Origin of the sequence: Novosphingobium sp. B1, assembly GCF_900176395.1 — a bacterium.
Classification (GTDB): domain Bacteria; phylum Pseudomonadota; class Alphaproteobacteria; order Sphingomonadales; family Sphingomonadaceae; genus Novosphingobium.
Map to the genome: position 1 here is coordinate 1 of NZ_FWXL01000020.1, position 22,218 is coordinate 22,218.

A 22,218-nucleotide genomic window follows, 5' to 3' on the forward strand; every position below is an offset into this window, starting at 1 on the left:
ACACACCATTGAACATTGTAGTGGTAACACTCGCGCGCCCGCGCGCACCCTATTGATATAAAACCATTTTATCAAACGCACTGTCCAACTTGGGCGAGACAACCCATCGTCCTCTCCCGGAAGACTACCCGCCGGGAAATCGATCAGGCCAAGGCGACAAATCGTAAAGGTAGATGTCGCCTTACGGCTCCTGTGAACTGTCCTTCAACAACCCTGTCCGGGGCGCGCCCCGGACAGGGTCAACGAGAAGAAGCGGGGAATTTTCAAATGTCACTTCTGGGGCATTTTACTCCGCCATCAACACTCGCGCACATGGCGCATTGTTACCCCTCGTCGGCATCCATTTCTTCTAGTCGACTGACGACCAGAGAAATGGCCCAACGATCAGGCTGCCCACACCTCAAACTGCGCGCGATCATCTCAAAATCCTGCGCGGACAATTCTCGGAACGCTGCGCGCGATGACCTCGGAATCCGCACCCAGCAGGCACAGACTGCCTCGTCGGACAGACCAGACCCTCCATGTGCTTGAACAGGTGCACGCCTGCCATCAGCCGCGTCGACAGGCCAGGCCGCCCCTTCTCGTGATAGAACCGGCCAAACGCTTCGTCGAAGCGAGACCAGTCGATCAGTCGGGCCAGCTTCACCAGCGCGTGCTCTATATCGATCACGTTGTCGAGCTGGCTGCGGAACAGCTCGTCACTGCGCGGCGCTGGCTTTTTCGACGGCATCGGCAAACCCCATCGTGTCGACCAGCGCACTGAATCACGACCTGAAATTCGAGGGAAGCTCCTACGTGCGCAGGCGCGCAAAATCGCAAGCTTTTTGCCCGATCTCGTCCGAAACCTTGCAAATACGATTACTTCAAATCCGCAAAACCAACGCATTCCTACGGCTCTCAGAGTTCGTCACAGGCGACCCGCTACTCGCTAACTCGCTGGGCCGGCCTTTCGCTAACCCTCGGATACGGCCGCATCGAAATCGATGAACTTCTGCCATGGAATTGGCAACCTCAGCGCACCGCCATCGCTGCCTGATCACGCCATCACCGGATGGCTACGCCGATCTAACCCGAGCATTGGGATCATCAGGGCCTCCGGCAGCAACTTGTCTGCGGCTCACCCCAATGTAAATGGGTTCTTCGAAGTGTCCTACTGCAGGGGTGAGGCTTTCGGCTGACCAAGTATCTTAAATCCGCACACATGCTTAACCGACAAGGGACGAAACGCCTGATCAATACTCAATAATTAATAATCAACAATCAATCAGACCGCAGTAACTGACCGAATCCAAAAAATTTTCGCGCGTTGTATCGCACCAATAGACCATTCACCGCGATAGGGATAACTAACGACTGTGTAAGTTCTCGTCGTTCGGTGATTAACCAAGGGCGAATCAGTGAAGAAGTTTTTCGTATATGTCTTTGATACGCGATGCATGAGATGGCGCACTGAACCTTTCTAGCGAAGAACGCGCAGCGAGAACCAAACCTTCCGCTAGGTCATTGTCCCGGATTACACGCAAACTTTGCCAGATCCATTCGCTGAGATCCTCGGGATCAACTAGCAAGCCGGATCGCTCATGCTCAATTAGATCTGCTGCTCCGCTATCACTCGACATTATGAGAGGCGTCCCTGCCGCGGCAGCTTCCAAGAATGCGCGTCCAAACGGTTCTCGCACCGCCGGAGCTAGCACCAGATCGCACCCTGCAATCCATTTTGTGACAGGACTTACGAATCCAGGCTTAAAAAGTCTATTCTCAAGACCATACGCCTCGATCTTCTCGTCTAGCAAATGGTCGTATGGCTCAGCGCGTTTACCGCATGCCACACCATATACATCTCCAGCGTCTTTCAACGCGGCAATCACATCTGCAAGAACGTGGGTCCGTTTTCGAAGCGAATGGTTACCGAAAACTCCAACTATCTTGGCGTCTGGTGGCAGCCCCAATGTTTCGCGGACTTCAACTCTGGCCTTCGCTCGTTCGTCATCACCAAGCATTACATCGCTAGGATTCCACTCAAGCACGGTTTTTGCACGTATCCGCGCCGGCAAGGTTCGTTCGTTGTAATTCGAAATAGCGATGACACGCTGGGAGGCCATTAGTCCCGCATAGACGCTCAGACTTCGCTTGAAGGTACTTCGCCAATGCTTGACCATCGGCACCCTGGAAATTTTTGTAACCGGCGCCCATGTTCGCAGCATTGAAAGATCATTGATGTGAACAATGTCAGGCTTCGTATCCCGCAAGATCTTTACCAACTTTGGCGTACTCAACAGGTTGCGAAAGTGGAATCCATCGGCGCGATTCGCCATCGGTCGCTGCGACAGCGCAGGTGCTTTGACAATTGTTAGGTTTAAATCCCTACAGTCTGCTTCAAGCGGCCCCTCCCCGTGTAAAATGACCGTCACTTTTACATCGAGGCGAACGAGTTCCCTGATCAGCGTAAGTGACGATACAGTGCTACCGCCGACTTGATCTGCATTGTAAGGGAATGCCACATGTAGGTTCATGTTATTCGGCCTAAGCGACGAGCCATGACATTGCTGCCGTCATGATACGCTGACTTCCCCTTCTGGGGCCCGTCAGAGATAAGTCCCTCGAACGTCGCTATTTCCCATTTCACCATCAATGGCCCGCTTTAAGGAATGTCAGGGTTTTCTTACCCCTAGTGACGAGGTATTCAACTCGTCCAAGAGATGGCTTGCTTGAACGGAGCCGATTCACCAGTCGTGCCACTTACCGCGTCAGTTTGCTCTTCCCTGAGCTTGGCTTTTTTCCAGGAGTAATAGCTCTTGGGCTTGTTCGCCAACATGATGGCGTCAAGTCGAGTTCGTACCCCCCTGCCCCACATGTTCCCGATGATAACAATGCAAAAGGTCAGGATGGCAGGAACGGTGAGCGCGATATCTATCATTGAGCAGCCTAGCACGACCAGTAACGCTAGCCACGGGGCCAAGGCGCTCGCGCCTGACAAGGTGCTCTGTGAGACAGAGCGGCGAACAATGATTGCAATAGCGATGATATGTGCGGCCAGGAACGGCCACCCGCCAGCCATCAACAACTGCAGAAGTTGATTGTGTGCGGCATTAATGTAGCCAAACTCGCGCGCTTCGCGTGCAGTTTCGAGGTAGGCGAGGTTCACATCTGAAAATGAGCTCAATCCATACCCAAATAAAGGTGAGTGAAGATAAATCTGCCAGAAGCGACCATAGATAGCACTGCGATAAACGCTGTCCGGGCCAACTTGGCTGAAGCGGGCAAGGACCGGGAGATCGAGCGAACTTGCAGCGAATAGTACAAGCGCCAGCATGACCGCCGCGATGACAAATCCGATCAAAGCACCTTTGAGGCCCATTTTGCGCACGATGTAGGGTCTAATCGCCAGCGCAGTTCCAGCAAGGATGGTCAGCACGATTGCGCTGCGGGAAGCCGTGATCAAAAGCGCGCCAAAAAAGGCAAATGCGCAGAGTGCGTAAAACGTGCTCCATCCGCGCGCTGCCGCAGCATGATGAATGCCGCCAAATTCTATCAGTGCGAGCAATTCACCCAGCGCCAAGAGGCCTAGGGCCCCAAACAGTACGCCAGCGACATTCGCATTCTGGAATGTGCCGGTGAATCGAAATTCATGCATCGTCTTGGCCATGCCCCAGACATGCTGTGGGTCGACCCAACGAAGCAGCAGGCCCATCACGAGGTTGGCGAGACCGAAGATCAGGATCCAGTCAACTAACGCACGCATTGACGCCCTGCGGTAGCCGACAAGGGTTGCGGTCATCAGGATGGCCATTTGGCTAACAAAGCGCAGGCCTCCACTAAACTGTAAATCCGGGACCGGGCGGGGCGGTTTTGCCCCGGGCATGACCGACCAAAGGTCATACGTGGTCGCAAAGACAGGCAAGCAAGCCCACGTCAGGCCAAGAGCAAGCGCCAGGAATGGATATGCAATCTGCTTCCAGAACGCCAAGTCTGCCTTGAGCCAGTTTAGAACTACCAAGGCTATGAATATGTTCAAGATATTCGCGTAGGCTTGCAGCAATTGGTCGTTCACGCCCAGCGCTGAAATCTCGATAAAGACCATAAAGGCCAGGAGGCCATTAGCGATGTCCTGCGGCGTTGCGGTGAGCGTCCCTTGCAGCCACTTGAACCGGCCGCCCCGCCGCGACCTGACTAGGGATTTCCCGGCCATAAAAGCTTTCTACCTGAGCCCCGTGAACCACAACCGACCAACTTTTGCCAACCGGTTCCTTGAACGACCTGCTCCGACCCTGAGAGCTTGCCGACAACGCTGAACTCTTAACGTGGCCGGCAGATGAGGCAATCAAAATCAGATGATTAGGCTTTGCCTTTTCGGATAGGAAGAAGATGGCTCGCTTCCCGCCAAAGGTCTAGCACCAGCTTGCGCCCAAAAATCATTAAGAACGCGGGGTAAAGAAGCACACCTCCCGCCACCATGGCGAGCAAACGGAGAATCGGCGTCACCTCGGTCATCAGATTTTCTTGAACGAGGAACAGCCCGCCAACCATCAGGCTCGCAGAGATAAAGCTTGGAGCAAGACCCTTGATAACTTTCACAGCGTCTATGTCCGTAGCTCGGCCCAAAAGCACCAGTGACAATGGAACTGAGAGGTAGGCTCGAAGGCAATAACCCCAGGCCACAGCCACGGCTCCCCAACGAGCAAGGATCACCGTGAGGACGAGGGCGATAACGAACGTCGACACATTGTTGATCAGCACAAAGCGGGTCCACCCTACCGCCACCAAGGTCGGCGGTGTAAAGGACAAGAGTGCCGATGCCGCTCCTGCAAGTGCAAGAGCCGTCATGACTTGTCCTGCCAGATGCCATTGCGGTCCGAACACCAGCACCGTGAAGTCGGTCGCAATCAGGGCCGCACCGCCGTATACCGGGAACGCCAGCAAGCCACATGCCATGACAATACGTGTGTAAGCAGAAGCAAGAGCGTTTCGCTCATTTGCCCGAGATAGCGTGGTGAGCGTCGTGTTCTGCAGAGGGGCAATGACTGCGTCCTGGATCATGAACACTGCTCGCGAACCGACACGATAAAGGCCGACGGCAGTAAGATTTGCGATGACGCCCAGAAACAGGTCTGGAATTCGATTGTTGAGCTTGCCGATCACGGCTGATCCGCCGAGATGGAAGGCATACGATAGGAGAGGTCTGGCTTCATCCTTGTCGTAAGTCCACGAGGGCCGCCATTTCACAGTCGCCCAAAGTAACAGTGCTTGAGCAATCGAATTAGCCAATCGGTTGCCCACCAACGCCCACACGCCGAATCCAGAGACAGCCATGGCTATGCCGACGACGCCCCCAATCAGCGTTCCGATCAGCAAACGGTTTGCAAGCGAGCGATAACCGAACTCCTTCTGGAGCTTGGCTTCGTGAATGGAGCTCGAGGACTCGATTACGAACGTTGCAGAGAGTGAGGCAATGATCAGGCCAAAACCACCGCCAAAATACCACTCGAACCCTGTCCCGAAACCACCGCCAACGACAATTGCCAAAGCGATTGCCAGTCCAAGGTTCAGCCAGAAGGCTGTCGATGCCCGACGCTGCTCCCAATCAGAGGATCTGACCATGGCTTGGGGGATCCCAGCCAAAGCTAAAGCTCGCGTGAGGTCTGTAAAAACCGCCGCAAATGCGACCTGCCCGAACTGTGCAGGGACGAGATATCGCGCGATGACCACGAAAACGAGAAAGCTCATCGCATTCGATGAGCCTCTGCCGATGATCACCCAGAGCGAACTGGATAGATACTGCTTTTTAAGGTTCGTCACTGACGCACGCTCTTGCAAAAAGCGGTTATCAACGGACGGGAGATGATGGGCGGTCGGTCACTAGCGCTCGCTCGAAGCCGTCAATCATGGCGTCCAAGGTAAAGCGAGCGTTGACGTGCCGCGTAGCGCCCTCGCCTAATGCCGCGCGTACCTCTGGCCAAGTTTCAAGTTCCTGCAGCGCCTTCTGCCAAGCTGGAAGGTCTCCCAAAGGTGCAAGCAAGCTGCAGGCGTCTCCGGCCTCGTCCACCACTGTCTCACGCTGCTCGGGGATGTCGCTCAGCACCATTGGCAACCCTGCATGCATCGCCTCCAGGACAGCATTGCTTTGCCCTTCATACAGGGATGTTTGGACGAAGACATCCATCGCTTTCAGGAAGTGGCGAATTTCCTGCCGGTCAAGTGCTCCCATAAAAAGCACACGGTTTTCAATGCCAAGCTTGCGCGCGTGCTGCTCCAACTCGGGGCGCAGCATGCCGTCGCCAGCAATGGCCAGGATGCCGTTGGAAGTTCCAGCAAAGGCATCGAGCATGAAGAAGTAGTTTTTCTGAACCTTCATCCGCCCGATGGCGCCGAAAATGAAAGCGTCGGGTGCCAATCCCAAAATCCTGCGCGCTTCCTCTTTCGAAGCATCGCTGGGTGTCCACTCTATGCCGTTATGGACTACAGAAAGCTTCTTCCGGTACTCCGGCGCATAGTCATGGAACGAGCGCCGGACAGCATCAGAAACGCAGACGATCTTCTGGTAGACGCTGCTGGCACCAAGATACCGGTCCAAAATGCGCATGGCTTTGCCGAAGGTTGGCCCCGGAGCACGTTGCGAGGCAACACGCCAAGGAACGCCTGCGAGATAAGCTGCGGTCATTCCAAACACGTTTCCGAGCGGCAGGAAACCGACCACACTATCGGGCGCCGCGGCTTTTAGTTCTGAGCGCAGGCGCAGGAAGACCTTGACGTATTCGAGCGGCGTCAGTCGTGTCTTACGTTCGAAAACGCGGATGTGCGGTTCGTTGGCATGGATGCTGTCTTCCTCATAAAGAAACCAGATCTCCATGTCGTGCCCGCGTGCGCGCAGGCCTCGAGACACGCGTAGAAGTGCTTCCTGCGCCCCCGCAGCGTTCATGAACGAAATGATGCCAACGATCTTGGCCATTATGGTTATCTTTCAGATCCAGTAGGCTGCCATCATGACATCGCGTGGTGCGATATCAATTCCGGCCACGGATGAGCGTTCAGAGATGAGCGCACACTCGTGCATGGTCGCTAATGCGCCTGGCAATTTGTGGAGAGTGTATTGATCGTCGAGCTTGCTCGCGAGAAAATCGTGAACGTCAGTTGCGAACCGATCAGCACGCTTGCGCACCTGCGCGGACCTTGCTGACAGCGGATCTGCAGTTCTCACGATTTGCACGACATCAAAATCAAGGCAGTAAGGAACGGACTCCATGAAGGGCTCCTTCTGCATAAGCTTCCAGCTCTTATCCCAGAGCGGGCGCGCAGACCGATAAGGCATTCGGCCCATAGCATAGTTTATCCAGTGCAGGTGAACGATTCCGCCAACCTCACCAGCGTCAGGGTCATGACGAATCCGGTAAAGGTTACGAAATGCGAACTGCAAAAGTTCACTTTTGTAAGTCTTGAACAAACCGGTCTTTGGATTGATCAGCGCATCACACGCTTCCAGCACAGCATAAGTTTGCGGAAGTGAAATTTGCTCTGCAATCTCGGGCGCAAGACGCCACAGGCTTGCGACGATCGACGCGCTCCCACCGATCCAGTGACTCACCCGCCAGGCATGGTGAGTGAACTTCCACGGCCACTTGGGTATCAGCGTAACTGGGTCGAGCAGCAAGTCCCACTGCCAATCCATGCCTTTGAGAGCATGACCCGCACCTTCGCCGTAGCGTTCAGAAGCAAGGTTCAAAGCGCCAAGAGCGTATGCAGTGGTGTGGACATTGACTCGAGGCAATCCGCGACTGACGGTACCTGAAAGATCATGCCGAGCGAGAAGCTTTGTAAACTCCACGAACGCCCGGTCATCTTCGAACGGGTCCAAGCCGAGGAACCATCTGCTATAGGCAATATCGCACTGCGTTAGAACGTCACCGCTGGCGCCCGGTTGCGCCGCACGTTCCTCGATGAAGCTTAGCAAGCTCTTGGAAAAAGCACTGGTCACGAATGTTCCATTCGGATCTTGAGCCCCCGCAGAGAGGCGATAACACCTTGTGGAAGCCAACGCATCGCCATCATCTGAGCGGACGATTTGAGGTTAAGGCGCCAATCAAATCCGCGGTATAGAACCGGGTCAACACGGGCCTCATTACGATAGGCTTCCTTGGCGCTTTCAAACACCTCGAAATTTATCAGCTGACGAATGCGGAAATCGCGGTCTGCATCACCTGTCGGTAAAAAGCTTTTCAGGGTCTGACAGAGAAACGGATAATGGTTCATCGAAGTACTTTTCGTGACCATATTCACAGCGTCACGGTGGTAGCTGGCTGTTACGGTTGGGCTGCCGAGAGCATCTTTCTTCCACAAAAGCCTGAGCCACGTATCCTTGTCTCCACCTCTCCTGCATTTCCCCTCAGGAAACATGCCAACTTCGATAAGAGTGCTGCGGCGCGCAACAACAGCCGATGTCCACATTGGACTATGGCCAGCAACGAGCCACGCATCAACGAAATCGTCAAAATTAAACCGGCGGCCGCCATCCGGCATGATTTTAGCAAATGCGGTGACAGGGCAGACAGCGTCACCGTAGTCACGATCATAGGCCGTAAACAAGGTGCCCACACCGGCATCTGCTTGGTTTGCTAACTTGTGAACCTCTTCAATCGCATTCTCACGCCAGGTATCGTCAGCATCGAGAAACGCAACCCACTCACTTTTTGCAGCCTCTATACCAACATTCCTAGCGGCATATCCGCCAGGACCAGGTTCGGTACGCCGAAAAATGCTGATGCGAGGATCGTTTACCGCGCAAACGCGATCCAGGCCATCGTCGCTCGACCCGTCGTCAACAACGATTATTTCATTCACTGCAGCGGTCTGGCGAAGGACCGTCTGAATAGCACGGTCAATGTGCGGACCCTTGTTGTACAAAGGAATCACGACTGCCACTGTAGGCTTGATTCTCGTCACGCAGGTCTCGCATCGTTCAATGAGCGAAAACGGAATTTTCGCCCGCGCTTTTTGACTCCCGCGATCTTCTGCGCTGGTGCGAGATAGGCATAACTCACCAGCAGCATGATCCACGGAATATCGCTATGTACGAAGGCATTACTTTCGGAAATGTTATTTACGATAAAAAGGAATAAAAGCGCGGCACAACCTGCCCACACCGGCCGGTAGGGTTCTGCAATCATCTTCTGAACGACCCGCACAGCCGATAAGATCAAAAAGGTTATGAGGACGATCAGGCCTGGATAGCCCATGTCCGCTTGCACATTTAAAAAGCCATTGTGAGCATGATTGGGCAAGCTTGACCAATAACGCAGGTAGCCCTTCAGATCCCACACACCCCCGGCGTCGGTAAAGAACGCACCATAACCTGCACCTAAAACGGGATACTTGCTTGCGATTATTGAGCTAACCCCATTCCACAAAGTACCTCGTCCCGAGAATGAATCGTCACGCCCCATTGCGGCAAGAATGGCGCTCGAATTTAGTATTACCAACATCGAAATCAGAGTTGCCCCACCGCCCACAGCTATAAGCCGAAGAGAGGGCGATGTTGCCGGATTTCGGAGCCACTTTGTTAGTGGTATAAATCCAATCATAGAAAGAAGAATAAGCCAGTTAGTCTTGGAATCAGACATGATTACAAGAAAAATATAAATCCCAATATTTGCTAATCTGATAAGCTTTTGCCATTTGCCAGTTGGCTCGGCAAAAAGAGACATGACGATGGCAATCGAACCGATGCGTCCCAGATCGTTCTTATGGCCGTAGACGCCTTTCCACGCGCCAGCCAAAGGGCCCCCGTTATGGATGGCGTCAGCGGGACTTAATGCGACCCAGGCAAGGCTCAAGACTCCACCGATGAAAGTTGCCACCATTGCGCGCCGAAAAAATTCTTCCGGCTTCAATGAAACAACCAGATATAAGCTGAAGGTACAGCTGAGAAGGTAGGCGCATGCTCGAAACAAAGTTATCTTTTGATCGACACTCCAGAGCACCGATAGCAGCGGCAAGAAAAATACGGGTATCAAGAAGAGATTTGCCGACACGACCTTTTTAATCGCCGGTATTTTGTATATCGACATGATTAATGCTATTGCATAAACAACCATGGACACAGCTAGTCTAGGGCCATTGACCTCCCCGAAGGACTCGGCGCGAGAACCAAAGACTTGATAAAACAAAAAGTCCAAGGCGCTGATTAGCAGGAGAAAGGCAAAGACGTCGTAAGCGTATTGCAGTCTCTCTACAACACGCCCCTGCTTCCGTACTTTTCTAAACTTCTTTTTCTGCATCAGTGATCCAGCACTTCGAGATATCGTTTTACCGCTTCCTCAACACTGAACGCCTTTGCCCGCTCCGGTCCGCCTCGCTTCGGACTTTCCAAAGCAGCTAGGATCGCGTTCGATAAGGCTACCGCATCTCCTACGGGGGTGAGGTACCCATAAGTTCCACGTGCAAGAATTTCATCCGGCCCACTAGGGCAGTCCGTTGAAACAATCGGCAGATCGCACGCCATAGCTTCAATGAGGACCGTTGGAAGGCCTTCCCAGCTCGAACTCATCACTAGTAAGCGTGCGTTTGCCATGACAGCATATGGATTATTCGAAAATCCTGCAAAGTCGACAACGTTCTGAAGCCGAAGCTCGTCGCGAAGTGCTTCTAGAGAGGCCCGCTCCTCGCCCTCGCCTATCACCAAGAGCCGGACGTCGCGATGATGACGTGCCAATGCGATCGCGCGAAGTAGTACATCGTACGCCTTTTGCTTATGCAACCTTCCTGCAGCGAGCAAAATGTCAGGCCCACCGTCAAAAAACCATGGGTGCTCGGGCCGCTCCTTTGCAGCTTCAAGAATTGATGGCGAAAAACTAGGGTTGTAAATGCAATGCACTGAACTACGCCTCAAATTGGCGTATTGTTCGATATCCTTGGCCACACCGTTGGACACAGCAACTACCGCATCGGCATAACGATAGAGCATCTTGACTAGAAAGAATGTCAGCTTGCGGCGCAGCCCACTTGCTTGAGATGCTTTGAGAGTGATCTGGTTGTGTTCAGTCAGGACAATTCTGACATTTAGTCGAAACAACCTCTTTGCCAGTAATGCTGCGACATTGACGTGAGGCAGCGCAGAAAGAATAGCTGATGGTTTATTTGCCTTGACGTATCGAGCAATCGCTGGAATCGCACTAAAGACGCTAGCTTGGGCTAAGTTGACGACGCCAATTCCGCTTGGGATTTGGTCCAGATAAGCTCCTTCGGCGCTCACCAGGACCAGTGTAACTTTTCGACCAGCGGCGGCCATCCCCTTTGCAAGATTGAGCATTACGCGCTCAGCGCCACCACCACGCAAATCGTGTAGCAGGACGGCAATGGCACCTGGCTGCATTGCCAAATTCTGATCGGTCATATCTTGCCGCGTGATCCGAACAACATCGAGAAGAACGCATGCGGGTTGGTGGTCAAATAGCGCCATAACAACCGGCGGGGATCTTGCATGGCCCTGAATGCCCATTCCAAGCCGGCATTTTGCATCCATCTTGGCGCGCGCTTAGCGTCCCCTGCGAGGAACGCATAGAGGCCCCCGCAAGTCTTCAGCCATCCAACGCCTTGCAAGCGCTCCTTGTTGCGAACACAGAATTCTTCCTGTGCAGGCTTACCCAAGGCTATCCAAAGAACGTCCGCACCGGAGGCCACGATTTCGGCGCAAACGGTGGCTTCTTCCTCGGGGGGAAAGTAGCCATTGCGCCGCCCAACAATCTTCAGGTCGGGATAGGCTTCCTTGATTTTCTCGCATGCTTTCGCATTTTGCGCTTCGCTGGAGCCAAGCATGAAGAACGACAAACCTTCACGCTGAGCAGCGCGTGCTGCATTGTGAAAGAAGTCTGTTGTCGCCACGCGTTCAGGCAAAGGCGTACCGAGCAAACGAGAAGCAAATACGACCGACATGCCATCGGCATGGATCATATCTGCTTTGGTCATTGTCTCGTGGAACTTACGGTCGCGATTGGCGAGACTGATACCCTGCCCATTGGACGAAAAGACCAATCTGGGCGCGCATGCAGCAGAAGCGGCGCGCGAGATGCGCGCCGCCTTGCAATCTTCCACCATCATGGTGGCCATGTCTTCTGCATCCAAGGCAACGGTCGGCAGGCCGCCGATGTTTACCCTTCTGATTGCACTGCCATACGCAGGCTCCAGACTGTCCATCACGGAGCCCTTAGTGGAGTCAGAGTGCTCATTAGATCTGGAGCTGGAGAGTGAGACTTGCTCGCTCTTCGTTGAAAGGTGTGCCGATCGTGACCCCTTCAAGCTTACGGTCGCCATGGGTCAGCTCCAATCGAAGGGCAGCGTTGCGGTTGAGGGAATATCGCGCACCAGCACCAAACTGGAGGATCTTTGCCTTGGCATTGACCCCGCGATAGGTGTCGACTTCGTAATCTGCCCAGGCATTCAGGACCACTTGGCGAAGAAGCTCGTGGTCGACACCAAGGCGTGCACCGGTGTTGAAATAGCCGCTCGAACCCACGCGAGTTGAGTCTTCGATCAGACGACGCACCCGCAGCTCAACCGTGGTGAGCTGGCTTGGAAAGTACTCGAGCTGACCTTCTACCGAGAAACCCTTCATGTCGGGAAAGACCGCGGCTTTGTAATTGTAGTCGGAATAGCCGACGCCGACGCTGCCCCGAATGAACGACGTCAGGTCGAACGTCACACCACCCAGAACCCGAACGGAGTCCGAATCGCGATTCACACCAAGGCCAGGGATAGGAGTATTATACCGGCTATTAGCGTAACCCACCTGCACGAACACAGAGGTATCGGGAGAGATTCCGTACTCAACCTGGCCAGTGGCACGAGTGACCTCGCGGTCACGATCGTCCTGCGACAGCCTTGAGCCGTCAAATAGTTCAACCGGCTTGAAGTTGAAATTGTTGTAATCAAGAGCACCGACTATGCGGAACTGGCCCGTGATGTAATTCCCACGCACTGCCGCATATGTGCGCTGAAAACGCCTCGGAGAAGCAAAGTTTACCAGCTGCGCGCCCGAAAAGTTTGACTCAAAGAGCTGCGCAGTGCTCGCCTCAACATTGACGAAAGACTGGCTGCCGACGTCAAGGCGGCCGATAGCTGCAACGTTCCAGCCATTCTCATTCCGGCGGGTTTCTTTTGCTTGGCGAACCAATGGCGCACTCGCCGTAAGATTCAGCATATGACGCGACCAGTTCGAGCGCGCCGCGATACCCGGCTCGACCGTAAAGGTAACATCGTCAATCTTATTTGCATCTTGCCGGTAAACGTTGTCGGTGTATGCGACACCAACCTGCAAACGCGGATAAAGCTGGAAACCGCCGGCGTTGATGCCGAGTGCTTGCAGCTCCGGCTTGTCGCGGTCGGTTACGGCAATGTTTCGGCCGCGGCTGTAAAGGAACGGCACGGGCGATTGCACCAGCACCCTCTGCTCCTGTGCCTGCGCAGTCTCAGAAAAGACACCCGCTACGCTCAAAGCCAGCAGACAAAAGGTCTTAGTCCTCATGAATCCCCCGTTTGGTCCCTGTTAACCAACTTAACTGCGGTGCCGATATCAGAACCGGTAGTCTGAGTCAGCCCCACCGCCCAAAACAAGGGCTGGACCAGTATCATCGCCAAAATAATCAAGTGCTTCAGTGCCCGAAAGGGCACCCGTGCCTTGACCTGCAGCACGACGCTGCGCGCGGATAATCAAGGACAGGGCATTGCTCGCGACCCGCGACTGTTGACCAACCAGGACCTGGCTCAACGCTTCGGTGATCACGTTTTGCGGAAGACCAGACTGGTCGGCCTCGAACACCAGCGCAGCTTCGATGTCCTGCTGAGCGGAGTCGGCGGAGAAACCAGCCAGGATCGCGCGGAACTTCTCAGCAAGGCTTGCAACCTGCTGGGGATCTGGCGCAACCTCTTCAGAACCCGAAGAGGGATCAACAGAGTTCATTGCCACTTGCGCCACTGCCGACGTGCAAAGCGCAAGCCCAGTGCCGGCTGCCAAGATTTGTAAAGCCACTTTCTTCATAGCAGCACCCTTTCAATGCAGCCGGCAGGAAAACTTGCTCTTGCCAGCCGAGCGTCAGAAATAACGTTCGCCGATCCTGATCGTGTCGCCAGGCTGCACTTCGAGCCCGGGTGTCAGATCAAAGCGCTTCTCTTCAGTCTCACCTGCGCGCTTGATGAAGACCTTCTTCTTGTTTGCGCGATAGGTGTAACCCGAGGCAGTCGCGACGGCGTTCATAACGGTCAAACCGTTACTATAAGGATACTCACCAGGCTTCGAGACTTCCCCTAGGATGAAGAAGGGTCGATAGGTGAGAACGTCGATGCTAACCCGCGGGTCACGCAGGTAGCCATCGGCCAGCGACGTTGTGATCAAGGTGATCACTTCCTGTGTCGTCTTGCCCTGCACCGCCAAGTCACCAATCAGTGGCAAAGACAGCATGCCATTGGAGCTGACAGTAAACTCGCCAGACAAAGTCGGCTCGTTGAATACCGTTACGCGGACTTTGTCAGCAACGCCGAAGCGATAAGCGACTACAGCATTGCTCGCCACACCGCCTTGCGACGCGATACCAGCAGCAGTAGCTTGCGCAGGAGCGCTGGCGGTCGTGCCCTGCCCGAATGCCGGGACAGCACCAAGTCCGAGCAGCATGAGTGCTAGACCCGCTAGACCTCCAAGATACTTCTTAAGCAAACGCATCTCGTTCCCTTTCGCACGGTTGCACCGCACACATTGCAAATAGCCAATATAGCACAAAGGGGTCAAATCCGTTAACACCCAATGTCCCAAATTGGGGAACATCAAGCCACAATGGTTTACCCGACCTGAACCCTGCAACTTACCCGTTTGTTCCACCGATTCCCGCTGCAAGCAGTGCCAAAATGCAACACCCTCGCGGCTTCAAAACACTTCCATTTTGCCGGAACGCTCGGACTTCACCGATTCGTGGCTTATATAGCCACCTGCATCGCAACAAAACGTTAGCATAATGCGGCTGTGCGTTCACCATCTGCATCAACCATCATGTTGTACTTAGATGAAACCGCAACGCAGCATAGGGGCACAAACTTCATATTGCAGTGCAAACAATCTCCCACTTTTGCAATGGACCTGACACGAAATTGCTAGCATGAGTGCCGAGCTATCGGATTCACAGTGCCGGCATCCACATGACAAAGCGTCGTTACACTTCATCATCGCGCAACGGTGTGCGCAACGTCACTCGCAAAGTCGTGCTCGCTATGGGCGGCGTCGCGCTCCTGGTGCCGAGCTATTTGCTGATGGCTGCTCTTTTAACCCCTGAGGAAGCCGTTGCTTCGGCGGGTAGCACAACGCAGGGTGGCATTGCTCCTGGAACCCAGATTCTTCACGTCACCAATCTGGACGACGACGGCCCGGGCTCTTTGCGCCAGGCTATATCCACTAACGGACCACGTGTGATTGTTTTTGACGTGGCGGGCGTGATTCGGTTGGCCAAGGATCTCAAGATCTCCGGACCAAACATCACGATTGCCGGTCAAACTGCCCCGGATCCTGGCATCATTCTCACAGGCGGTGCCCTTCGAGTGAGAGCACGCGATGTAATCATTCAGCACATCTCGGTACGCCCTGGGCCAGGTGCCAGCGCGAAAGACAATGATAATCGCGATGCCATAAGCATTGATGGATCTTCAGAGAACGAAAAGCACCAATCGACCAACATCCGCCTCGAGAATGTTTCAGCGGGCTGGTCTGTTGATGAGGCATTGAGCCTTTGGTTTCCGATGACAGCGTCGGTTACCATAACCAACTCGATTGTTGGCGAGGCTCTGCGGAACGCAGGGCATCCCAAAGGCTCGCACTCGATGGGGCTGCTGGTTGGTTACGGTGTCACAGGAGTTCAAATTACCGGCAATCTGCTGGTCAGTAACGATTTTCGAAACCCCGTCGTCGTGCAAGGGGCACAAGCGTATATCGCCAACAACCTTATCTTTAACCCAGGTCAGAACGCTTTCCATTTTTATCCGCGCGACAAACAGGGACCAACCAAAGTCTCGTTTGTGCGCAATGTCATCAAATCGGGAATGGACAGCAAGAAGCATTTGGTGGGCATTCTTCTACCCAACAAGTTCGTCGTGCGACCGGCGGACAAGATATTCATCGAAGGTAACGTCATTGATATCGGCCCTGATGGCCGCCCAATGAGCTTCCCGGACAAGTTTGAACTTGCTGTCGAACCTCCCATTGCAGCCAGTAACTGGGCACTGGCCCCCTCAAGCGATGTTCCAAAAACGGTTCTTCGCTACGCGGGCTCTCGACCAGCCCGCCGCAATCCGATTGATCTGCGCTTGATCGAGGGTGTCCGCAAAGGAACCGCACGCGTAATCGACACGCCACCGTCTCTGGACGAGATCAAGCCGGTCACCAAGAAAGTGGTGCTACCCGAAGACCCGTTTGGCCTCACCGCAAACGGCGAGACCAAGCTGGCGAGCTGGTTGTGCAAACAGCATCTTGCAGTCGGGGGGATGCCATCTGCGAGTTGCCAATAAGCTACGCGCTTAGCGGCACCGCTCCTTCACCTCATAAAGGGCGAGATGGCTGCGTTGAAATGGAGCATGCTCGTCATCAAGCGTTCTCAACCGGACCACACAGCGATCCCATGAAGCGCTGAGGTAGCCTCCCCGACGCCGATACTTCGGGGCCATCATCACATCGAAATCGACGATGTAGCGAATGTTGCGCTGCTGCAAATAAGACAGAAGCGTGCCACCACGAATGTAAGTTAGCGTATCGTCATTCACGAGACCGTCGATGTTGATGACCGGTCTTTGCGAAAAGTAACTGATGATGCCGGCATTCCATGCTGCAAAGCGGGCATCGGGCATGTGTCTAATCAGCAACCCAGCTTGCATCGCGCCCTGCTGATGAGGATAAGACGCTTGGGCGACCGAAGCTGCGCCAGTCAGCGCATAAACTCCGACAAGCAAAGCTTGTATCGCCCGGCTGCCGTGTGGTGAAACAATGTAAACAACGGTGGCCAGGATCAGGCCGAAAGGCACAAGCAGGTTCGACGAATACCAGGTCGCCAAAGCGGCGGAATTGAAACGATAGAAGAGTACATAGCCAAGCAGCGTGAGCGCGCCGCACAGGCCAGGCACAAGCGCCTCTAGCCGCCAATTGCCGCGGTTCTTGATGGCGACGAATAGCGTATAGCAGGCAAGCGCAGCTAAACTTACAATGACACCTGCTTGCATTATCTTGGGCAGGCTCCGCACACCGGGTGCAATCATTCCAAAGACCAGGAAAAGCACCGAGCGGAAGTGATGGCCGCTCGCCTGGGACCAGAAAAACTTCACCTGCGCGCTGGCTTGAGACAGTTGTCCTGATACACCGTAAGTGTGGATCAGAACGGTTGTGACTCCGAAAACTGCTCCAAGAAGAAGGAAGAAGCATCGACCCAGCCAGGGACGGGGAAGACGTCTGCGTAAAACAAATACGACGCAGAACATGATCCCCGGGAGCATGCCGAAATCTGACCGGGCAAGCGAGCCAAGCACGCCGACGAGGATCAATAGTACAGCGCGCTTGGTGTCGATGGCGCGGTCACGGAACCCGAGAAAAACCGTGAGAGAGGCGCACGAAAGCACAAGCCATGATTCCATGAGCGCAGTTGCTTGCTGGAGCGCAAAAGGCGTCAGCAATGGGATGCCAGCGACGATCCAATGCTGAGGCATGACGCGGCGTGCGGTAGCGCTCAGAACCATGCAACTTAGTGCAAGAGCAAAGGATGCCGGTATTCCCACCACAAGTAGCAGTGTGCGCCAATCCAGATCACCAAAAAGTGCAAAAAGGGCGTAGAGGCTGTAGCCATAAAGCAAATGGAACCCGGTGGCAGGTGCTACGCCGTCAAAGGTCCAAAAGCCTTCGACGAGCCGATGGCGGGCAAGCTGAATAAAGTAGAACGCGTCGTCAGGAACCGCTGCTATAGCAGTTTGTGCGGGAGAGAAATAAAAGTAGAAAATTCTTGCCAGAGCAAGCGCCAGCACCAGCCCCGGAATGAGCAGGATCTTGGGCGATGTATCGTGGTGATACAGAAACTTTTTCAAACGGGTCATAGCGACATCTTCTTGAAGATGCTTTCGGGAATGGCCTTTATGATAGTCATGATTACAAACCATACCGGCTTGACGTAGATTACATTCGTCTCTTTCCGGATAGCCTTTGCGATCGCCGAGGCAACTGCTTCAGGCTTTGCAGTGAGCGCAGGTGGGAGCGACAAATGACTGGTCATCTTCGTGGCAACAAAACCTGGCAAAACGGTAACCACGTGAACGCCTGCACTCTGTAACTGGTTACGCAAACCGGACAAAAACGCGGTGAAGCCTGCCTTGGCAGAACCGTAAATGTAATTGGTTTTACGTCCACGCTCGCCAGCGACAGAGCTGATGCCTACAATCGTTCCACTTCCGCGGTCCTCAAACCGCTTGGCAACTATACCGAGCACATTGGCGGGACCTTCGAAATTGGATCGCAGAATCAGGGCAAGAGCACCGGCATCACATCGCGCGGCTATTTCATCGCCCATCGATCCTACGAAGCACGCCGCCACTTCCGGTAAAGGTGAGAGTCTGTCGATCATTTCACGGTGGCTTTCCATGTCCATCGCATCAAAAAACAGACATTGGACAGAGCAGCTTGGTGAGCGCACAAGCAGATCACGCCGGATTGCGTCCAACTCATCCGTGTTGCGGCCAGCAAGCACGAGGTCAAAGCCGTCATTGGCCATCTTGCGGGCAAAAGCTTGCGCCATGTCGGATGTGGCACCGAGAACAAGAACCGAAGGTTGGGTCACAAATCAATTCTTTCAGATAAAACCGAAGCAAACTTTTGCTTCATGCCATGCTGCTCGCGGAACATCTTGAAATTGGCGAGCCTGTGATCGGAATCGTGAGCAAAATCTCGCCCCATCAGCGCATCTTTTGCCAGATAGAGCCTGCCAGCGTGCCTTAGAACAATCTCATTGAGCGCAGCATATGCGGACTCGATGTTGTAATTCACCGGAAAATCCAAGGCCAATGAGTAGCCAGCCATCGGAAAGGACCAAGGGCCTTCCTCTTTCCCAAACTTTTTGAGCACAGCCAGGAATGAGCCCTGTGTATGCCGCGAGATGAACTGTAGCAGTTCGAGCAACCCTTCGCGTGAGCGTTCTTCGGGAAGCACGCATTGATGCTGCACGAAACCTCGCCGCCCGTAAATTCGGTTCCAATCATGGATGGAATCAAGCGGGTAAAAGTAACTGTCATAGTCCGCTAAAGACTGACCAATTTTCCGCTTTTGAGCGGCGTAATAAAGCGAATTGAAAGCCTGGATTGAAAAACGGTTCAATGGCGAGATTGGCGGCGCAAATGGCACGCCTAACGCCTTGCGCAGGGGGAAATCAAAGGGGTCATCTCGAAGGTCTACGGGGAGGTCCGTTATTGTCGCATGCTCACCGAGCATGACGATGGATCGACCCATCGCCTCGCCGACGGCGAGGCAGTCGATCCAGGCAACAGAGTACGTGGCAGACTCATGCCGGTCGAACAGTTCCATGGCTGCCGCCAGGTTCGGCGCTACGAAAGTCTGCTGCTGAATGTAGGCGGACTGCACTCTGCGTAAACGAACCGCAATGCGACTGATCACACCTGTCAGCCCCATCCCGCCGATCGTAGCTTCGAACAGCTCGTTGTTTTCGGTTCTGGAGCAGCGACGGATTTGCCCGTCAGCACAGACTATTTCAAACCATTCAATCCATCTTCGGATCGTACCATCAACATGATGATTTTTGCCGTGAACGTCGGCGGCAGCCATACCGCCCAAACTGACGAACTTGGTCCCTGGCGTGACGTAGGGAAACCAACCCCGAGGCAGAAACACATCAATGATAGTTTTTAGCAAGACGCCAGACTGGGCGACGACGATGCCGGTTTCGGGGTCAAAGCTTTCAAAGCGATCGAGCGCCAAGGTTTGAACTGACGCGTCCTTGCCAACAGCGCAATCACCGTACCCTCGACCATTGCCGCGCGCGACCAGGCCATCCGACCTAGTCGCAACTGACAGCTCGGCATCCGAGGCAGGCTGGACAAGTCGCGTCTCGACGATGGGATAGCGCCCCCATCCCGTAACGCGCTCCTGCCGCCCATTAGGGATTGGATTTGAAGACATAGCGCTTATCCAACTGATACTTTACGACATATCCCATCCCCAGTCCCAGGATGGCTCCCAGTTCGCGCGCTACGTCGGTCTTAAAGATTAGCCAAGCTCCGCTTTCCGTCCCCCAAAACAGGCAGGTCGTGATCACGCCCGTCGCCGTATAGCGAACGAACTCCCATGCGCTCTTTGGCGTCAGCGCCTTTGTCTGTTGGAACACCCATTTGCGGTCGAGAAGATACTTTACGACCAAGCCTACGCCGGTGCCAACTCCGATGGCCAGCGGCAATGCGAATGCGCCAGTCAAAAGAGCGAGGACAAACCTTTGCGCTAGTAGATTGGAGACGGTCGCAATGCAGGCAAACGCGGTATAGCGCACAAAAACATTAGCCATAGTCAAAGGCTCACGCTGGCCAGTGCAAACAGGCTGATGATGATCCCGCAATAGCGACTGACCCGGTCTTTCAATGCAAAGAACACAGGGTCATCGTGCATCCGGCCGCGGTTGGTAATGAAGACCATCCGGCTGATCCAAAACAGCAAGACGAGGCAAATTCCCCACAACGCTTCGGGGAAGGAATAGAGCTGAGCAGTCGTTGGCGCATCAATATAAAGGGCGAGCACCATGACGGCGATATAGCCAGACGCGATGCCCATCTGCGAAATGATTGGCAGATCTTGGACCCGGTAGCCTCTGCCGACCAAGGCGTTATGCCCAGACAAGGCATGGTGATTAAGCTCTGATTGCCGCTTAACAGCCGCAAGTGAGAAGAACAGGAACGTTGAGAAGGCGAGAAGCCACACAGACAGGTGGATGCCGGTCACTGCTGACCCTGCAATTATCCGCAGAGTGTACAGGCCCGCCAACGCGCAGATATCGATCAGGATCTTGCGCTTGAGGTAAAACGAGTAAGCCAGGGTTACCGTGTAATACAGTGCCAACGCGGCCAGAAAGTGAGCACCGGCAAGCACCCCCAAACCAACACCCGTGCCAAGCAACAGGGGGAATAGCGCGGTTCCGTGCGCTATGGGAAGATCGCCAGACGCTAAGGGGCGGCGCTTCTTACGGGCGTGCGCTCGGTCAGCGGCGAGATCGAGAAGGTCGTTCAATACGTATACGCTCGAAGCAACGAGTGAGAACGAAAAGAAAGCCAGAATTGTGCGAATGATAGTGGCGAGGTCGCCGCTATGGGTCGCAAGCATCGGTACAAATATGAGAAGGTTCTTCGACCATTGATGAGGTCGCAGCTGCTTGATATATACCTTCCAATCGCTGCCGCGCGCAGCGATCATTTCGTGGCTGCGACCCAAACGCTCGATCCGAGTCTCCAGGCGAGATGACGGACTGACCGCTACAATGTGCGAGGCTTTTGCCCAAACATGCATGTCCGCTGGCGAGTCCCCAACGTAGGCGTACATTCCCTCGCCGTAATGACTCTCCAGGAAGGCAGATTTATTGGAACCTTTGAGGTTCAAGCTCTCGGTTGAACCGTGGACCTCGTCAAAAATTCCCAGATGCTCTGCTATTTGCTCCGCAACATGCTGTGAAGTCGCGGTGACCAAAGCGGTCCGCCCTCCCCTCGCACGCCAGGATTTGACGTAAGTCACCACTTCGTCGTTGTATGGCAAGATCGAGGCATCAAATTCGCAACTGTTTGCAAGGACGTTCTTGACGTTCGCTTTGCCCTTAAAAAGGGCAGCTATCGCTTTGAACGGTGTGCGCCAGTCTCTGGCGCAGGCATTCCAGAACGTCTCGAACAGCATGTCCGAGCGGAGCAGAGTGCCATCAAGGTCTACAGCCAGTACTTTGCTTGACACCTGGAGCACACCCGCCCCCTTCCAAAGGTTAAGTTACATCCAAACTTTCGTAACCATAATACTGGATTGGTGTGAAAGCAGGGTTAAAGAGGCAGCGAGTCACGATCAGCACGGACCTCGAAATATGTGCGAATCGTGGCGTTTCCACCTGTTTTACCGGGATAGTATTGCAGTTAATTGTGGCAGTTAATCAAGGATTAACTATGCCAAAAAGCGTCCTTTTTTAGACT

At 54.2% G+C, this 22,218-nt stretch carries 19 protein-coding genes; 1 reads left to right on the forward strand and 18 read right to left on the reverse strand.

The features are described from left to right. Nucleotides 1-415: 415 nt before the first annotated feature. From B9A23_RS19360 to B9A23_RS19420, 13 genes are all read right to left on the reverse strand, one after another. Nucleotides 416-730, reverse strand: a complete 315-nt coding sequence (locus B9A23_RS19360; RefSeq protein WP_084280849.1) for a transposase — start codon at nt 728-730, stop codon at nt 416-418. A 664-nt stretch (nt 731-1,394) separates the two neighbouring features. Next, on the reverse strand, nt 1,395-2,513 hold the full coding sequence (locus B9A23_RS19365) for a glycosyltransferase family 4 protein (RefSeq protein WP_084280852.1): 1,119 nt from the start codon (nt 2,511-2,513) through the stop codon (nt 1,395-1,397). A 170-nt stretch (nt 2,514-2,683) separates the two neighbouring features. After that, nucleotides 2,684-4,189 carry an O-antigen ligase family protein gene (locus tag B9A23_RS19370; protein WP_084280855.1) on the reverse strand — a complete coding sequence of 502 codons (1,506 nt, stop codon included), beginning with the start codon at nt 4,187-4,189 and terminating at the stop codon, nt 2,684-2,686. 146 nt (nt 4,190-4,335) lie between these two features. Next, nucleotides 4,336-5,796 carry an oligosaccharide flippase family protein gene (locus B9A23_RS19375; protein ID WP_139797581.1) on the reverse strand — a complete coding sequence of 487 codons (1,461 nt, stop codon included), beginning with the start codon at nt 5,794-5,796 and terminating at the stop codon, nt 4,336-4,338. A gap of 28 nt (nt 5,797-5,824) precedes the next feature. Beyond that, the gene (locus tag B9A23_RS19380; protein ID WP_084280860.1) at nt 5,825-6,946 is read right to left on the reverse strand and encodes a glycosyltransferase family 4 protein; all 1,122 of its coding nucleotides are present in this window, start codon (nt 6,944-6,946) and stop codon (nt 5,825-5,827) included. Nucleotides 6,947-6,958: 12 nt separating this feature from the next. Then, nucleotides 6,959-7,969, reverse strand: coding sequence for a hypothetical protein (locus B9A23_RS19385; RefSeq protein WP_084280862.1), 1,011 nt, complete (start codon nt 7,967-7,969; stop codon nt 6,959-6,961). After that, complete coding sequence (locus B9A23_RS19390) at nt 7,966-8,934, reverse strand: glycosyltransferase family 2 protein (RefSeq protein ID WP_176218079.1); 969 nt, start codon at nt 8,932-8,934, stop codon at nt 7,966-7,968. The genes B9A23_RS19385 and B9A23_RS19390 overlap by 4 nt, the downstream gene beginning before the upstream one ends. Further along, nucleotides 8,931-10,268, reverse strand: coding sequence for an O-antigen ligase family protein (locus tag B9A23_RS19395; RefSeq protein WP_084280867.1), 1,338 nt, complete (start codon nt 10,266-10,268; stop codon nt 8,931-8,933). Before B9A23_RS19395 ends, B9A23_RS19390 begins: the two co-directional genes overlap by 4 nt. Further along, nucleotides 10,268-11,383 (reverse strand): glycosyltransferase, encoded by a 1,116-nt coding sequence (locus B9A23_RS19400; protein WP_176218080.1) that lies wholly within the window; start codon nt 11,381-11,383, stop codon nt 10,268-10,270. Before B9A23_RS19400 ends, B9A23_RS19395 begins: the two co-directional genes overlap by 1 nt. Beyond that, a complete protein-coding gene (locus tag B9A23_RS19405) occupies nt 11,380-12,183 on the reverse strand; it encodes a WecB/TagA/CpsF family glycosyltransferase (RefSeq protein ID WP_217806633.1) in 804 nt (267 codons plus the stop codon). The genes B9A23_RS19400 and B9A23_RS19405 overlap by 4 nt, the downstream gene beginning before the upstream one ends. Nucleotides 12,184-12,214: 31 nt before the next feature. Beyond that, on the reverse strand, nt 12,215-13,510 hold the full coding sequence (locus B9A23_RS19410; RefSeq protein ID WP_084280872.1) for an outer membrane beta-barrel protein: 1,296 nt from the start codon (nt 13,508-13,510) through the stop codon (nt 12,215-12,217). A 48-nt stretch (nt 13,511-13,558) separates the two neighbouring features. Beyond that, nucleotides 13,559-14,023, reverse strand: a complete 465-nt coding sequence (locus B9A23_RS19415) for a hypothetical protein (protein WP_139797583.1) — start codon at nt 14,021-14,023, stop codon at nt 13,559-13,561. Nucleotides 14,024-14,077: 54 nt separating this feature from the next. After that, nucleotides 14,078-14,653 (reverse strand): polysaccharide biosynthesis/export family protein, encoded by a 576-nt coding sequence (locus B9A23_RS19420; protein WP_217806634.1) that lies wholly within the window; start codon nt 14,651-14,653, stop codon nt 14,078-14,080. A 518-nt stretch (nt 14,654-15,171) separates the two neighbouring features. On the opposite strand from B9A23_RS19420, the gene B9A23_RS19425 reads away from it, so the two are divergent. Continuing rightward, nucleotides 15,172-16,530: a hypothetical protein gene (locus B9A23_RS19425; RefSeq protein WP_084280879.1), complete on the forward strand. Its 1,359-nt coding sequence runs from the start codon at nt 15,172-15,174 to the stop codon at nt 16,528-16,530. Nucleotides 16,531-16,539: 9 nt separating this feature from the next. Here the strand turns inward: B9A23_RS19425 and B9A23_RS19430 are convergent, their stop codons facing one another. From B9A23_RS19430 to B9A23_RS19450, 5 genes are read right to left on the reverse strand one after another with little or no spacing between them, the layout of a single operon-like run. Next, nucleotides 16,540-18,096, reverse strand: a complete 1,557-nt coding sequence (locus B9A23_RS19430; protein WP_084280882.1) for a hypothetical protein — start codon at nt 18,094-18,096, stop codon at nt 16,540-16,542. Next, on the reverse strand, nt 18,093-18,833 hold the full coding sequence (locus tag B9A23_RS19435; protein WP_084280884.1) for an SDR family oxidoreductase: 741 nt from the start codon (nt 18,831-18,833) through the stop codon (nt 18,093-18,095). The genes B9A23_RS19430 and B9A23_RS19435 overlap by 4 nt, the downstream gene beginning before the upstream one ends. Next, nucleotides 18,830-20,185 carry an FAD-binding oxidoreductase gene (locus B9A23_RS19440; protein ID WP_084280887.1) on the reverse strand — a complete coding sequence of 452 codons (1,356 nt, stop codon included), beginning with the start codon at nt 20,183-20,185 and terminating at the stop codon, nt 18,830-18,832. The genes B9A23_RS19435 and B9A23_RS19440 overlap by 4 nt, the downstream gene beginning before the upstream one ends. Continuing rightward, a complete protein-coding gene (locus tag B9A23_RS19445; protein ID WP_084280888.1) occupies nt 20,163-20,564 on the reverse strand; it encodes a GtrA family protein in 402 nt (133 codons plus the stop codon). Before B9A23_RS19445 ends, B9A23_RS19440 begins: the two co-directional genes overlap by 23 nt. Before the next feature lie 2 nt (nt 20,565-20,566). Beyond that, nucleotides 20,567-21,997, reverse strand: a complete 1,431-nt coding sequence (locus B9A23_RS19450; RefSeq protein WP_084280890.1) for a UbiA family prenyltransferase — start codon at nt 21,995-21,997, stop codon at nt 20,567-20,569. Nucleotides 21,998-22,218: the final 221 nt, after the last annotated feature.

Coding starts and splice junctions, on each gene's coding strand:
- B9A23_RS19360 (WP_084280849.1), bottom strand. CDS start 730: ATGCCGTCGAAAAAGCCAGCGCCGCGCAGTGACGAGCTGTTCCGCAGC.
- B9A23_RS19365 (WP_084280852.1), bottom strand. CDS start 2,513: ATGAACCTACATGTGGCATTCCCTTACAATGCAGATCAAGTCGGCGGT.
- B9A23_RS19370 (WP_084280855.1), bottom strand. CDS start 4,189: ATGGCCGGGAAATCCCTAGTCAGGTCGCGGCGGGGCGGCCGGTTCAAG.
- B9A23_RS19380 (WP_084280860.1), bottom strand. CDS start 6,946: ATGGCCAAGATCGTTGGCATCATTTCGTTCATGAACGCTGCGGGGGCG.
- B9A23_RS19395 (WP_084280867.1), bottom strand. CDS start 10,268: ATGCAGAAAAAGAAGTTTAGAAAAGTACGGAAGCAGGGGCGTGTTGTA.
- B9A23_RS19400 (WP_176218080.1), bottom strand. CDS start 11,383: ATGACCGATCAGAATTTGGCAATGCAGCCAGGTGCCATTGCCGTCCTG.
- B9A23_RS19405 (WP_217806633.1), bottom strand. CDS start 12,183: ATGGACAGTCTGGAGCCTGCGTATGGCAGTGCAATCAGAAGGGTAAAC.
- B9A23_RS19410 (WP_084280872.1), bottom strand. CDS start 13,510: ATGAGGACTAAGACCTTTTGTCTGCTGGCTTTGAGCGTAGCGGGTGTC.
- B9A23_RS19415 (WP_139797583.1), bottom strand. CDS start 14,023: ATGAAGAAAGTGGCTTTACAAATCTTGGCAGCCGGCACTGGGCTTGCG.
- B9A23_RS19420 (WP_217806634.1), bottom strand. CDS start 14,653: ATGCTGCTCGGACTTGGTGCTGTCCCGGCATTCGGGCAGGGCACGACC.
- B9A23_RS19425 (WP_084280879.1), top strand. CDS start 15,172: ATGACAAAGCGTCGTTACACTTCATCATCGCGCAACGGTGTGCGCAAC.
- B9A23_RS19430 (WP_084280882.1), bottom strand. CDS start 18,096: ATGACCCGTTTGAAAAAGTTTCTGTATCACCACGATACATCGCCCAAG.
- B9A23_RS19440 (WP_084280887.1), bottom strand. CDS start 20,185: ATGTCTTCAAATCCAATCCCTAATGGGCGGCAGGAGCGCGTTACGGGA.
- B9A23_RS19445 (WP_084280888.1), bottom strand. CDS start 20,564: ATGGCTAATGTTTTTGTGCGCTATACCGCGTTTGCCTGCATTGCGACC.